The 13635-nt window shown below is 61.9% G+C and carries 11 protein-coding genes; 9 read left to right on the top strand and 2 right to left on the bottom strand.

The genetic code is table 11. The annotated features are described in order from the left end of the window. Positions 1-2: 2 nt before the first annotated feature. The 9 genes from murD (at position 3) to lpxC (ending at position 10469) form a co-directional block, all read left to right on the top strand. Entirely contained in the window at positions 3-1349 is a 1347-nt protein-coding gene (gene murD, locus BM110_RS03870) for a UDP-N-acetylmuramoyl-L-alanine--D-glutamate ligase (RefSeq protein ID WP_093512450.1), read from the top strand. Continuing rightward, positions 1346-2563, top strand: a complete 1218-nt coding sequence (gene ftsW, locus BM110_RS03865) for a putative lipid II flippase FtsW (protein ID WP_053254470.1) — start codon at positions 1346-1348, stop codon at positions 2561-2563. Before murD ends, ftsW begins: the two co-directional genes overlap by 4 nt. Continuing rightward, on the top strand, positions 2553-3623 hold the full coding sequence (gene murG, locus BM110_RS03860) for an undecaprenyldiphospho-muramoylpentapeptide beta-N-acetylglucosaminyltransferase (RefSeq protein WP_093512448.1): 1071 nt from the start codon (positions 2553-2555) through the stop codon (positions 3621-3623). The genes ftsW and murG overlap by 11 nt, the downstream gene beginning before the upstream one ends. Next, on the top strand, positions 3616-5061 hold the full coding sequence (murC, locus tag BM110_RS03855) for a UDP-N-acetylmuramate--L-alanine ligase (protein WP_071491186.1): 1446 nt from the start codon (positions 3616-3618) through the stop codon (positions 5059-5061). The genes murG and murC overlap by 8 nt, the downstream gene beginning before the upstream one ends. Beyond that, the gene (locus tag BM110_RS03850; protein WP_092240786.1) at positions 5058-6014 is read left to right on the top strand and encodes a D-alanine--D-alanine ligase; all 957 of its coding nucleotides are present in this window, start codon (positions 5058-5060) and stop codon (positions 6012-6014) included. Before murC ends, BM110_RS03850 begins: the two co-directional genes overlap by 4 nt. Positions 6015-6018: 4 nt before the next feature. Continuing rightward, positions 6019-6888 (top strand): cell division protein FtsQ/DivIB, encoded by an 870-nt coding sequence (locus BM110_RS03845; RefSeq protein ID WP_071491188.1) that lies wholly within the window; start codon positions 6019-6021, stop codon positions 6886-6888. Between the two features lie 15 nt (positions 6889-6903). Then, positions 6904-8166, top strand: a complete 1263-nt coding sequence (gene ftsA / locus BM110_RS03840; protein ID WP_010213031.1) for a cell division protein FtsA — start codon at positions 6904-6906, stop codon at positions 8164-8166. A gap of 73 nt (positions 8167-8239) precedes the next feature. After that, positions 8240-9445, top strand: coding sequence for a cell division protein FtsZ (gene ftsZ / locus BM110_RS03835; RefSeq protein WP_017526184.1), 1206 nt, complete (start codon positions 8240-8242; stop codon positions 9443-9445). 112 nt (positions 9446-9557) lie between these two features. Beyond that, positions 9558-10469, top strand: a complete 912-nt coding sequence (gene lpxC, locus BM110_RS03830) for a UDP-3-O-acyl-N-acetylglucosamine deacetylase (RefSeq protein WP_003171886.1) — start codon at positions 9558-9560, stop codon at positions 10467-10469. A 134-nt stretch (positions 10470-10603) separates the two neighbouring features. Here lpxC and BM110_RS03825 read toward each other — a convergent pair whose 3' ends face one another. Together BM110_RS03825 and BM110_RS03820 are read right to left on the bottom strand one after the other, a co-directional pair. After that, positions 10604-12097, bottom strand: a complete 1494-nt coding sequence (locus BM110_RS03825) for a GGDEF domain-containing protein (protein WP_093512446.1) — start codon at positions 12095-12097, stop codon at positions 10604-10606. An 86-nt stretch (positions 12098-12183) separates the two neighbouring features. Continuing rightward, positions 12184-13506: an OprD family porin gene (locus tag BM110_RS03820; RefSeq protein ID WP_093512444.1), complete on the bottom strand. Its 1323-nt coding sequence runs from the start codon at positions 13504-13506 to the stop codon at positions 12184-12186. Between the last annotated feature and the right edge of the window lie 129 nt (positions 13507-13635).

Genomic DNA, 13635 nt, shown 5'->3' with positions numbered 1-13635 from the left:
GAGTGTCCCTGATCGCTTCAGACCACTTCCGCATCGTTGTCGGCCTCGGCAAGAGCGGCATGTCCCTGGTTCGCTTCCTGGCGAACTGCGGCACGTCGTTTGCCGTGGCCGATACGCGGGAAAATCCACCGGAGCTGGTCACGCTGCGCCGTGACTACCCGCACGTGGAAGTGCGTTGTGGCGAGCTGGATGTCGAGTTTCTGTGCCGTGCCGATGAGCTCTACGTGAGCCCCGGCCTGGCCCTGGCGACCCCGGCCCTGCAAGCCGCCGCTGCCCGTGGCGTGAAGCTGTCCGGCGATATCGACCTGTTCGCCCGTAATGCGAAGGCGCCGATCGTGGCCATCAGCGGCTCCAACGCGAAAAGCACCGTGACCACCCTGGTCGGCGAGATGGCGACTGCGGCCGGCAAGCGCGTGGCCGTGGGCGGCAACCTCGGTACACCCGCGCTGGACCTGCTCAGTGACGACATCGAGTTGTACGTGATGGAGCTGTCGAGCTTCCAGCTGGAAACCACCCACGACCTCGGCGCCGAAGTGGCGACCGTGTTGAACGTGAGCGAGGACCACATGGACCGCTACAGCGGCCTGCCGGCTTACCACCTGGCCAAGCACCGGATCTTCCGTGGTGCGCGGCAAGTCGTGGTCAACCGCCAGGATGCCCTGAGCCGTCCGCTGATGGGCGAGGGCCTGCCCTGCTGGACCTTCGGCCTCGGCAAACCCGATTTCAAAGCCTTCGGCATCCGCGAAGAGAACGGCGAGAAATACCTGGCCTTCGAATTCCAGAACCTGATGCCGGTGCGCGAGCTGAAAATCCGTGGCGCCCATAACCAGTCCAATGCCCTGGCGGCGTTGGCGCTGGGGCATGCCGTCGGCCTGCCGTTTGACGCCATGCTCTCGGCGCTGCGCAGCTTTGGCGGCCTTGAGCATCGCTGCCAGTGGGTGCGCGACCTTGATGGCGTCAGCTATTACAACGATTCCAAGGCCACCAACGTGGGTGCAGCCCTGGCAGCCATCGAAGGCCTTGGCGCCGATATCGACGGCAAGCTGGTGTTGATCGCCGGTGGCGACGGCAAGGGTGCCGACTTCAAGGACCTTAAAGGCCCGGTGGCTGAGCATTGCCGCGCCGTGGTGCTGATGGGCCGCGATTCCGATCTGATCGCCGCCGCTCTCGGTGACGCGGTGCCGCAAGTGCGCGCCACGTCCCTGGACGACGCCATCGCCCGTTGCAAGGCCCTGGCCCAGTCCGGCGATGCGGTGCTGTTGTCGCCAGCCTGCGCCAGTTTCGACATGTTCAAGAACTACGAAGAGCGCGGCCAGCTGTTCGCCCGCGCCGTGGAGGCCTTGGCATGAATTTCCGGAATATCATCAAGCCGTACCCATCGCCGATCATTACCGGGCGCGGTATCGACCTCGATTTCCCGATGCTCGCCGGTTGCCTCGCCTTGTTGGGCCTGGGCCTGGTGATGATTACCTCGGCGTCGTCCGAAGTGGCTGCCGTGCAGTCGGGCAATACCCTGTACATGATGATCCGTCACCTGGTGTACCTGGTGATCGGCCTCGGCGCCTGCATCGTCACCATGATGATCCCCATCGCCACCTGGCAACGCCTGGGCTGGTTGATGCTGATCGGGGCGTTCGGCTTGCTGGTCATGGTGATCCTGCCCGGCATCGGCCGCGAGGTGAATGGTTCGATGCGCTGGATCGGTTTCGGCGCGTTCAACGTGCAGCCGTCGGAAATCGCCAAGGTGTTCGTGGTGATCTACCTGGCCGGCTACCTGGTACGTCGCCAGAAAGAAGTGCGCGAAAGCTGGATGGGGTTCTTCAAGCCGTTCATCGTGCTGCTGCCCATGGCTGGCCTGCTGCTGATGGAGCCCGACTTCGGCGCCACCGTCGTGATGATGGGCGCTGCTGCGGCGATGCTGTTCCTCGGCGGCGTGGGGCTGTTCCGCTTCACCCTGATGGTGGTGCTGGCCGTGGCTGCCGTGACGGTCCTGGTGCAGGCACAACCCTACCGGATGGCGCGTCTGATCACCTTTACCGACCCCTGGTCCGACCAGTTCGGCTCCGGCTACCAGTTGACCCAGGCGCTGATCGCCTTCGGTCGCGGCGAGTGGCTGGGCGTGGGCCTGGGCAACAGTGTGCAGAAGCAGTTCTACCTGCCGGAAGCGCACACCGACTTCGTGTTCTCGGTACTGGCCGAAGAGCTCGGTGTGGTGGGTTCGCTATGCACCGTCGCGCTGTTCGTGTTCGTGTGTGTACGCGGCATGTACATCGGCCTGTGGGCCGAGAAGGCCAAACAGTATTTCGCCGCCTATGTGGCGTACGGCTTGTCGTTCCTGTGGATCGGCCAGTTCCTGATCAATATCGGTGTGAACGTCGGCCTGTTGCCGACCAAGGGCCTGACCTTGCCGTTCCTCAGTTATGGCGGCAGTTCGTTGGTGATCTGCTGCGCGTGCCTGGGCTTGTTGCTGCGCATCGAGTGGGAGAGTCGAACCCACCTGGGCAGCGAAGAGATGGAATTCAGCGAAAGCGATTTCGCCGAGGAGCCGACCCATGGGCGCTAACGTGCTGATCATGGCGGGCGGCACCGGGGGCCACGTGTTCCCGGCCCTGGCCTGCGCGCGGGAATTCCAGAACCGTGGCTACACCGTGCACTGGTTGGGCACGCCGCGCGGTATCGAAAACGAATTGGTGCCGAATGCCGGCTTGCCGCTGCACCTGATCAACGTCACCGGCCTGCGCGGCAAGAGCAAGTTGTCCCTGCTCAAGGCGCCGTTCGTGTTGCTCAAGGCGGTGTGGCAGGCGCGCAAGATCATTCGTGAACTGAAGCCGGTGTGTGTGCTCGGTTTTGGTGGCTATGTGACCGGCCCTGGTGGCGTCGCGGCCAGGCTCGCCGGTGTGCCGGTGATTGTGCACGAACAGAACGCCGTCGCCGGCACCGCCAACCGCCTGCTGGTGCCCTTGGCGGCGCGGGTGTGCGAGGCCTTTCCGAAGACCTTTGGTGCATCGGACAAGCTGCGCACCACTGGCAACCCGGTGCGCATCGAACTGTTCATGGGCATCGCCCGTGAAGCCTTGGCCGGGCGCAAGGCGCACCTGCTGGTCATGGGCGGCAGCCTGGGCTCCGAGCCTTTGAACAAATTGCTGCCGCAAGCCCTGGCGCAACTTCCTGTGGAGTTGCGCCCTGAGGTCTTCCACCAGGCGGGCAAAGATCATGGTGAAGTCACCGCCACGCGCTATCGCGAGGCCGGTGTGGAGGCGAACGTACAGCCCTTCATCAAAGACATGGCCCATGCCTATGGCTGGGCCGACCTGGTGGTCTGCCGCTCCGGTGCGCTGACCGTCAGTGAACTGGCCGCCGCCGGTCTGCCGTCGTTGCTGGTGCCTTTGCCCCACGCGATCGACGATCACCAGACCCGCAACGCTGAATATTTGGCCGGGGAGGGCGCTGCCTTCCTGCTGCCGCAAAGAACGACTGGCGCCGCCGACTTGGCCGCACGCCTGACCGAGGTATTGATGCAACCGGAACGACTCAACAGCATGGCGAGCACCGCAAGCCGCCTGGCCAAACCTGACGCAACCCGCAACGTGGTCGATATCTGCCTGGAGGTGGCCCATGGTTGAGAATCAGAAAGCCATGCCGCAACCGGAAATGCGCCGCATCCGTCGCATCCACTTCGTCGGTATCGGCGGCGTGGGCATGTGCGGCATTGCCGAAGTACTGCTGAACCTGGGCTACCAGGTGTCCGGCTCCGACTTGAAAGAGTCGCCGGTCACCGACCGCCTGAAGTCGTTCGGCGCGCAGATCTTTATCGGCCACCGTGCCGAGAACGCCGCCGAGGCCGATGTGCTGGTGGTGTCCAGCGCCGTGAACACCTCCAACCCGGAAGTGGCCACCGCCCTTGAGCGCCGCATTCCCGTGGTGCCTCGCGCCGAGATGCTGGCCGAGCTGATGCGCTATCGCCACGGCATCGCCGTCGCCGGCACCCATGGCAAAACCACTACTACCAGCCTGATTGCCTCGGTGTTCGCCGCCGGAGGCCTGGACCCGACGTTCGTCATTGGTGGCCGCCTGAATGCCGCCGGCACCAATGCCCAGCTCGGCACCAGCCGTTACCTGATCGCCGAAGCCGATGAAAGCGATGCCAGCTTCCTGCATTTGCAACCGCTGGTGGCTGTGGTCACCAACATCGACGCCGACCATATGGCGACCTACGACGGTGACTTCAACAAGCTGAAGAAAACCTTCGTCGAGTTCCTGCACAACCTGCCGTTCTACGGTCTGGCGGTGGTGTGCCTGGACGATCCGGTGGTGCGCGAAATCCTGCCGCTGGTCAAGCGTCCGACCGTGACCTACGGCTTCAGCGAAGACGCCGACGTGCGCGCCATCAATGTGCGCCAGGAAGGCATGCAAACCTTCTTCACCGTGCTGCGTCCGGACCGTGAGCCCTTGGATGTCTCGGTGAACATGCCGGGCAACCACAACGTACTCAATTCCCTGGCGACCATCTGCATCGCCACCGACGAGGGCGTCAGCGATGAAGCCATCGTCGAAGGCCTGTCGCGCTTTGCCGGCGTGGGCCGTCGCTTCCAGGTCTACGGCCAGTTGCCGGTAGAGGGCGGTGACGTGATGCTGGTGGACGACTACGGGCACCACCCGACTGAAGTCGCTGCGGTGATCAAGGCCGTGCGTGGTGGCTGGCCGGAGCGTCGCCTGGTGATGGTGTACCAGCCGCACCGCTACAGCCGTACCCGCGACCTGTACGACGATTTCGTCAATGTACTGGCTGATGCCAACGTGCTGCTGTTGATGGAAGTCTACCCTGCCGGCGAAGAGCCGATCCCGGGCGCCGACAGCCGCAAGCTGTGCAACAGCATCCGTCAGCGCGGCCAGTTGGACCCGATCTACATCGAACGTGGCGTGGACCTGGCGCCAATCGTCAAGCCGCTGCTGCGTGCCGGCGACATCCTGCTGTGCCAGGGCGCCGGTGACATTGGTGGCCTTGCGCCGAAATTGCTGGCGAGCCCGCTGTTTGCGGCAAAAAAGGGAGCGGCGAAATGACCACTGACTACGCCTCCCTGTTTTCCACGATCACGCCTGCCGACTTCGGTCGCGTAGCCGTATTGTTCGGCGGCAAGAGCGCCGAGCGCGAAGTGTCGCTCAAGTCCGGCAACGCCGTGCTCGAAGCCTTGCAAAGTGCCGGCGTGAACGCCTTCGGTATCGACGTGGGCGATGACTTCCTCGCCCGCCTGCAGGCCGAGAAGATCGACCGCGCCTTCATCATCCTGCATGGCCGTGGCGGTGAAGACGGCAGCATGCAAGGCCTGCTGGAGTGTGCCGGCATCCCTTACACGGGCAGCGGCATCCTCGCTTCCGCGCTGGCGATGGACAAGTTGCGCACCAAGCAGGTGTGGCACAGCCTGGGCATTCCGACCCCGCGTCACAGTGTGCTGTGCAGCGAAGACGATTGTATTTCTGCAGCCAAGGAACTGGGCCTGCCTTTGATCGTCAAACCTGCCCATGAAGGCTCCAGTATCGGCATGGCTAAAGTGAACTCGGCTGCCGAATTGATCGACGCATGGAAAGCGGCAAGTACCTACGATTCGCAAGTGTTGGTGGAACAGTGGATCCAGGGTCCCGAGTACACCATCGCCACCCTGCGTGGCCAGGTATTGCCGCCCATCGCATTGGGCACGCCCCACACCTTTTACGACTACGACGCCAAGTACCTGGCTTCCGATACCCAGTACCGGATCCCATGCGGCCTTGACGCAGCCAAGGAACAGGAATTGATGGACCTCACGGCGAAAGCCTGTGAGGCGCTGGGTATCGCCGGTTGGGCGCGGGCAGACGTGATGCAGGATGACCAAGGGAATTTCTGGTTCCTGGAAGTCAACACCGCACCGGGCATGACCGACCACAGCCTGGTACCTATGGCCGCTCGCGCTGCGGGCCTGGATTTCCAGCAACTGGTGCTGGCGATCCTGGCCGCAAGCATTGAGCCACGAGGCTAAGGACATGAAAGGCGCATCGCTTCGTCATCAGCCCCCTCAAGCACCGAGCCGCAAGCCGGTGCCACGGGGTGCCAGCCGAATGGTGGCTAAAGAGCCGATGTCGGCGCGCCTGCCGAAAGCCAACTTTGGTTTCCTCAAGGCGTTGTACTGGCCGGTATTGCTGGTGGTGCTGGGCTTCGGAACCTACGAAGGCGCGCAGCGTCTGTTGCCGTATGCCGACCGGCCGATCACCAGGATCAGCGTGCAGGGCGACTTGAGCTACATCAGCCAGCAAGCGGTACAGCAGCGCATCGGCCCGTACCTGGCGGCGAGCTTCTTTACCATCGACCTGGCCGGCATGCGCTCGGAGCTGGAACAGATGCCGTGGATCGCCCACGCCGAAGTCCGCCGCGTATGGCCGGACCAGGTGACGATCCGCCTGGAAGAACAACTGCCCGTGGCCCGTTGGGGTGACGAAGCGCTGTTGAACAACCAGGGCCAGGCGTTCACCCCGCGTGAGCTGGCCAACTACGAGCACCTGCCGCAGCTGTTCGGGCCGCAGCGGGCTCAGCAGCAAGTGATGCAGCAGTACCAGGCCTTGAGCCAGATGCTGCGGCCACTGGGCTTCTCCATTGCACGCCTGGAACTGCGTGAACGGGGCAGCTGGTTTTTGACGACCGGGGCAGGCAGTTCCGGCCCGGGCATCCAGTTGTTGCTGGGACGCGACCGCTTGGTGGAAAAGATGCGCCGCTTCATTGCCATCTACGACAAGACCTTGAAAGAACAGATTACGAACATTGCGAGCGTCGACCTGCGTTACGCCAACGGCCTTGCCGTCGGCTGGCGTGAACCGGCAGCGCCCACGGCAGCGCAACCCGCTGTCGCGAAGAATTAAGAAGAGGCAGGACCCATGGCAAACGTGCAAAGCGGCAAAATGATCGTCGGTCTCGATATCGGCACCTCCAAGGTGGTGGCGCTGGTGGGCGAGGTCGGGGAAGACGGTGTCATCGAAATCGTCGGTATTGGCACGCATCCGTCCCGGGGCCTGAAGAAGGGCGTGGTGGTGAACATCGAGTCCACCGTGCAATCGATCCAGCGCGCCATCGAAGAAGCGCAGCTGATGGCCGGTTGCCGGATCCACTCGGCGTTCGTCGGCGTGGCGGGCAACCATATCCGCAGCCTGAACTCCCACGGCATCGTGGCGATCCGCGACCGCGAAGTCAGCTCGGCCGACCTCGAGCGCGTGCTCGACGCTGCCCAGGCCGTGGCGATCCCGGCTGACCAGCGGGTGTTGCACACCCTGCCGCAGGACTACGTGATCGACAACCAGGAAGGCGTGCGTGAGCCCCTGGGCATGTCGGGCGTACGCCTGGAAGCCAAGGTCCACGTGGTGACCTGTGCCGTCAACGCCGCACAGAATATTGAAAAATGCGTGCGTCGCTGCGGCCTGGAAATCGACGACATCATTCTCGAGCAGTTGGCTTCGGCCTACTCGGTTCTGACCGACGACGAAAAAGAACTGGGCGTGTGCCTGGTCGACATCGGCGGCGGCACCACCGACATCGCGATCTTCACCGAGGGTGCGATCCGTCACACCGCCGTGATCCCGATTGCCGGTGACCAGGTGACCAACGACATCGCCATGGCGCTGCGTACACCGACCCAGTACGCCGAAGAAATCAAGATCCGCTACGCTTGCGCCCTGGCCAAGCTGGCCGGTGCCGGCGAGACCATCAAGGTGCCGAGCGTGGGTGATCGTCCACCGCGCGAACTGTCGCGCCAGGCCCTGGCCGAAGTGGTCGAGCCACGCTACGACGAGCTGTTTACCCTGATCCAGGCTGAACTGCGCCGCAGCGGCTACGAAGATTTGATCCCGGCCGGCATCGTGCTGACCGGTGGTACCTCGAAGATGGAAGGCGCGGTCGAGCTGGCCGAGGAAATCTTCCACATGCCGGTCCGCCTGGGCGTGCCCCATGGCGTGAAGGGTCTGGGCGACGTGGTACGCAACCCGATTTATTCCACCGGCGTGGGCTTGCTGTTGTACGGGCTGCAAAAGCAGACCGACGGCATTTCCCTGTCGGGCCCGAGCAACCGTGACAGCTACCGCAGCGACGACGAGGCCAAGGCGCCGTTGTTCGAGCGGTTGCAGGCATGGGTCAAGGGCAACTTCTAATGATTTACCGCGACACCGCAACACCGTTGTAAGCAGTAGGCGAAAAAACTAGAGAAATGAAAGGAGAGGGAACATGTTCGAACTCGTAGACAACATCCCCGCAAGCCCGGTCATCAAAGTGATCGGTGTCGGCGGTGGCGGCGGCAACGCTGTCAACCATATGGTCAAGAGCAACATTGAAGGCGTTGAATTCATCTGCGCCAACACTGATGCCCAGGCGCTGAAAAGCATCGGCGCGCGGACCATCCTGCAATTGGGCACTGCGGTGACCAAGGGCCTCGGCGCTGGCGCCAACCCGGAAGTCGGCCGTCAAGCCGCGCTGGAAGACCGCGAGCGTATCGCTGAAGTGCTGCAAGGCACCAACATGGTGTTCATCACCACCGGCATGGGCGGCGGTACCGGTACCGGTGCTGCGCCGATCATTGCCGAAGTGGCCAAGGAAATGGGCATTCTGACGGTGGCTGTCGTCACCCGTCCGTTCCCGTTCGAAGGTCGCAAGCGCATGCAGATCGCCGACGAAGGCATCCGTCTGCTGTCTGAAAGCGTCGACTCGTTGATCACCATCCCCAACGAGAAGCTGCTGACCATCCTGGGCAAGGACGCGAGCCTGCTGTCCGCATTCGCCAAGGCTGACGATGTACTGGCCGGTGCCGTTCGCGGTATCTCCGACATCATCAAGCGCCCAGGCATGATCAACGTCGACTTTGCCGACGTCCGTACCGTGATGAGCGAAATGGGCATGGCGATGATGGGCACTGGCTGCGCCAGCGGTCCGAACCGTGCACGTGAAGCCACTGAAGCGGCCATCCGCAACCCGCTGCTGGAAGACGTGAACCTGCAAGGTGCACGCGGCATCCTGGTGAACATCACCGCCGGTCCTGACCTGTCCCTGGGTGAGTACTCCGACGTGGGTAGCATCATCGAAGCCTTCGCTTCCGAGCACGCCATGGTCAAGGTCGGTACCGTTATCGATCCGGACATGCGCGACGAGCTGCACGTGACCGTGGTTGCGACCGGCCTGGGCGCGAAAATCGAGAAGCCTGTGAAGGTCATCGACAACACCCTGCACAACAGCCAAGCCAGCCACGCCAGCCAGGCGGCTGCTGCTCCAGCGCCTTCGCGCCAGGAACTGCCGTCGGTGAACTACCGTGACCTGGACCGTCCGACCGTGATGCGCAACCAGGCTCAGGCCGGTGCTGCGGCGTCCCGTAGCCCGAATCCGCAAGATGATCTGGACTACCTGGACATCCCGGCATTCTTGCGTCGTCAGGCCGATTGATGGAATGTATCAGGGCTATGAAGGTGATTGGTGTTCAGCAAAGGTCTGGTCTGCTATTATCGCCAGCCTTTGTTGATACCAGTTCGCAATTTGCGCTGAAGCGGTCCAAGCCATGATTAAACAACGCACCCTGAAGAATATTATTCGTGCCACAGGTGTAGGTCTGCACTCCGGGGAGAAGGTATACCTGACCCTCAAGCCTGCACCTGTCGACACCGGCATCGTGTTTGTGCGTGCCGACCTGGACCCTGTGGTGCAGATTCCTGCTCGCGCGGAAAACGTTGGCGAAACCACGATGTCGACCACATTGGTCAACGGTGACGTCAAGGTGGACACGGTGGAGCACTTGCTCTCGGCCATGGCCGGTTTGGGCATCGATAACGCCTACGTCGAGCTCTCCGCGTCCGAAGTCCCGATCATGGATGGCAGCGCTGGACCCTTCGTATTCTTGATTCAATCTGCCGGCCTGGAAGAACAGGACGCAGCCAAGAAGTTCATTCGCATTCTGCGGGAAGTGACAGTAGAAGACGGCGACAAGCGCGCCACCTTCGTCCCGTTCGAAGGCTTTAAAGTGAGCTTTGAGATCGATTTCGATCACCCGGTATTCCGTGACCGCACCCAAAGTGCAAGCGTGGATTTTTCCAGCACTTCGTTCGTAAAAGAAGTCAGCCGCGCCCGTACCTTTGGTTTCATGAGTGACATCGAGTACCTGCGCAAGCACAACCTCGCACTCGGCGGCAGCGTTGAAAACGCCATTGTGGTCGACGCGGATGGTGTACTGAACGAAGACGGCCTTCGCTACGAAGACGAATTCGTGAAGCACAAGATCCTCGATGCAATCGGTGACCTCTACCTGCTGGGCAATAGCCTGATAGGCGAGTTCAAAGGCTTCAAGTCGGGCCACGCCCTTAACAACCAGCTGCTGCGCAAGTTGATTGAGCAGACAGACGCTTGGGAAGTCGTGACCTTCGAAGATGCCAGCACCGCACCGATCTCTTACATGCGTCCCGTTGCGGCGGTGTAAGTAACAACTCTCTTTCTTTAGTTTTGAAAGGCTGCCTTCGGGTGGCCTTTTTTTATACCCACTTTTTCTGACTCTGCCACTGTTCAAGTGTGGGAGGGCGCAAGCCACCTCCCACATTAGATCCGCTTCACTATTCAGAGGGTTGCTGAATCGGCAATGCGGTTTCTTCCGCTGTGCTTGGCCTCATACAACGCCTGGTCCGCACTCAACAGCAATGCCTCCAGCGACTGGCGACTGCGCTTGTCCCACGTACTCATGCCAATACTCACCGTAATCGGCTGTTCGTCCCCGGCCACCCGCGGCAAGTGCTCGACGCCGCTGCGGATATGCTCGGCGATCACCCAGGCACCCTTGGCATCGGTCAACGGCAACACCACCGCAAACTCTTCACCGCCATAGCGTGCCGCCAAGTCGGCCGGGCGGCGGATGTTGGTACCGATCACTTGGGCCACGTTACGTAGTGCCTCATCGCCGCCATGATGACCATGACGGTCGTTGAACGCCTTGAAGTGGTCCACATCGATCATCAGCACCGTGAGCGGCTCGGTCGAGCGTTGGGCGCGGTCCCACTCCAGGCGCAGGCGTTCGTCCAGCACGCGGCGGTTGGCCAGGCCCGTCAACGCATCGGTGGCTGCCAGTTCTGACAGTACCCGTTCAGCGCGCCGCCGCCGTCGCAGTTCCCGGCGTAGCATCCAGGTCAGCCACAACAAACCGGCACAGAGCACTCCTGTGGCACTACTGGTCAGCAGTGCCACGCGACTCCAGGGCGCGAATACGTCCTCGCTGGACAGCGCCACGACCACGATCAGTGGCAGTTCACCGACATTGGTAAAGGTATACAGGCGCTCTTTGCCACTGATGGCAGAGATCGCCTGAAAGCTGCCGCTTCCGTCACGCAGTATTCGCTTGAAGTTGGGCCGGTCACTGAGGTCCTTGTCGATCATGTCGCGTTCGAGCAGCGGCTGCTGGGCCAGGAGAATGCCATTCCTGCTCAGCAGGTTGACGCTGCTGCCGTTGCCGATGGTCAGGGTGTTGAAGAGCTGATCGAAATACGCCAGGCGCATGGTCGCAACCGCCACGCCGGCAAACTCTCCCTTGGGGCCTGACACACGTCGACTGAATGCCATGCGCCAGACCTGGTCGCATTCGCAACGGACCTTGAACGGCCGACTGATAAACAAGCCGGCGTTGGCGTCCTTGGCATGCACCTGGAAATAATCGCGGCTGGCAAAATTACGTGGCGTGGGCCGCAGCGTGGAGGAGTCGGCGATAACCGTACCGGTGGTGTCCAGCAGCAGGACCTCGCCTTTGAAAGGCGCCGCCGTGGACAAATCAAACTGCACCAGGTGCTGGATATTGGCGGCAACCTGGGACAAGTCTTCGCGTTGCGTGGCCGCAATCAGACCGTTGAGCGCCATGTCATACAGTTCGACGTTACGCAGCACGTCGGCATTGATCAATTGGGCGATGTTGGTGGTAGACCGCTTGGCCGCTTCGAGCGTGCTGGCGTGTTCGCGCATCAACAGCACCGCGACAATGATCACAATCAGGGCGACGCTGAGCCCGCTGCCCAGGATCAGTAACAACTCAGGGTGTACGGGTGAGGTACGAACAGGGCGTGGACTCATCGGGCAGACTTCAGCGGTGAGGATGCTGGCAGTTTAGTTCTACCCGATGAAAATTAAATACTTGGTTAAAAAGAAAAAATCACCCCTCAGAACACGTTGATCGGATAGTCGACGATCACGCGGTACTCGTCCACGTCCCGATCCACCGCCGCGTAGCCATTGCCACCGCGGTTGGTCGCCCATTGCAGGCGCACCGCCAGGTCCTTGGCCTTGCCGCCCTGCACCACATATTTCACGTCGATGTCGCGTTCCCAGTGCTTGGCATCTTTGCCATCGGCGCTGTACCAGGCGCTGTAGCCACGGCTTTGCGGATCAACTTTGGTCAGGTCGGTCTCGCCGCTGATATAGGACACCGCCGAAGTCAGGCCCGGCATGCCGAGGCCGACGAAGTCATAGGCGTACTTGAGCTTCCATGAGCGTTCGTTGGGGCCGTTGAAGTCGGAGTACTGCTGGGAGTTGTCCAGGTAGATGCTGTCGCCCTGGGCGATGTAGTCGAATGGCGTGTTGCCGTTGACCCGCTGGTAGGTGGCGGTGACGCTGTGGTTGCCCACGCCCACGGTGAAATGCAGGCTGTAGGTGTTGTTGTCGATGGCGCCGAGCAGCGACTGGCCGGTGTCCTGGGTGTGGTAGTAGTGCAGGCCCGGGTTGAGGCTGACCAGATCATTCAGCGCGTAGGTGTAGTCCAGGTCGTAGTAGTACTGGTTCCACACGTCCTTGAGTTCCGACGCGTAGAGGTTGCTGGTCAGCCCGGCGATGCCGCTGAACGATACGCCGGCCCAGTTCATGTGCTGGCTGTCCGCCGTGTTGGGCAGCGCGCCGTAGCTGGTGCCGATGCGGCGATGGCCGCTCTGGTTGTAGAGCTTGGTGAAACTGGCCTGGCCGCCTTCGAACATCCAGCCGTCGAGACTGTGGTTGGTCAGGCTCACGCCACGGAAGGTCTGCGGCAGCATGCGTGTCGCGCCGCCGGCGATCACCGGGTTATTGAGGATCAGGTCGCCGGCCTTCAGCTCGGTATCGAATGCGCGCATTTTCAAGGTGCCACCCGCGGTAGAGAACGAGCCGGGTGCCTTGCCGTTGCCACCACCATACGGAAGGATGCTGGAACCATCGGTGCCGCCACCGCCGTCGAGCTTGAGGCCGAGCATGGCATGGGCGTCCAGGCCGAAGCCGACGGTGCCCTGGGTGTAGCCGGATTCGAAGATACCGATGAAACCCTGGCCCCACTCCTTGCTGTCATCGGTGTGAATGTCGCGCCGGTCGCGGTTCATGTAGTAGTTGCGGGTGTTGATAGTGAGGTGGGCGCCTTCGACGAAACCGTCGGCGGGGGTAGTGTCTGCCGCGTGGGCAAGGGGAGAAATCGTTGCGGCTATTGCGAGGAATAACGGGGTGAACGTCAGCGAGTTCTTCACCGGTGGAGCTCCTTTGGTCAATCGGAAACGGCCAGTGTCGTTGGGGGTGCCTGGCCTTTTTTGACGGCAAAAAAAAGCCGCTGAACGTCAGCGGCTTTAAGACAGATTCCCAGTGTAGAGCCCTGGAAA

The sequence above is a fragment of the Pseudomonas sp. NFPP28 genome, assembly GCF_900115535.1.
GTDB classification, from domain to species: Bacteria; Pseudomonadota; Gammaproteobacteria; order Pseudomonadales; family Pseudomonadaceae; genus Aquipseudomonas; species Aquipseudomonas extremorientalis.
Note: the sequence above shows the minus strand (reverse complement) of the source record. Positions and strands in the feature narration are given on the sequence as shown.

Coding starts and splice junctions, on each gene's coding strand:
- ftsW (WP_053254470.1), top strand. CDS start 1,346: ATGAATTTCCGGAATATCATCAAGCCGTACCCATCGCCGATCATTACC.
- murG (WP_093512448.1), top strand. CDS start 2,553: ATGGGCGCTAACGTGCTGATCATGGCGGGCGGCACCGGGGGCCACGTG.
- murC (WP_071491186.1), top strand. CDS start 3,616: ATGGTTGAGAATCAGAAAGCCATGCCGCAACCGGAAATGCGCCGCATC.
- BM110_RS03850 (WP_092240786.1), top strand. CDS start 5,058: ATGACCACTGACTACGCCTCCCTGTTTTCCACGATCACGCCTGCCGAC.
- BM110_RS03845 (WP_071491188.1), top strand. CDS start 6,019: ATGAAAGGCGCATCGCTTCGTCATCAGCCCCCTCAAGCACCGAGCCGC.
- ftsA (WP_010213031.1), top strand. CDS start 6,904: ATGGCAAACGTGCAAAGCGGCAAAATGATCGTCGGTCTCGATATCGGC.
- ftsZ (WP_017526184.1), top strand. CDS start 8,240: ATGTTCGAACTCGTAGACAACATCCCCGCAAGCCCGGTCATCAAAGTG.
- lpxC (WP_003171886.1), top strand. CDS start 9,558: ATGATTAAACAACGCACCCTGAAGAATATTATTCGTGCCACAGGTGTA.
- BM110_RS03825 (WP_093512446.1), bottom strand. CDS start 12,097: ATGAGTCCACGCCCTGTTCGTACCTCACCCGTACACCCTGAGTTGTTA.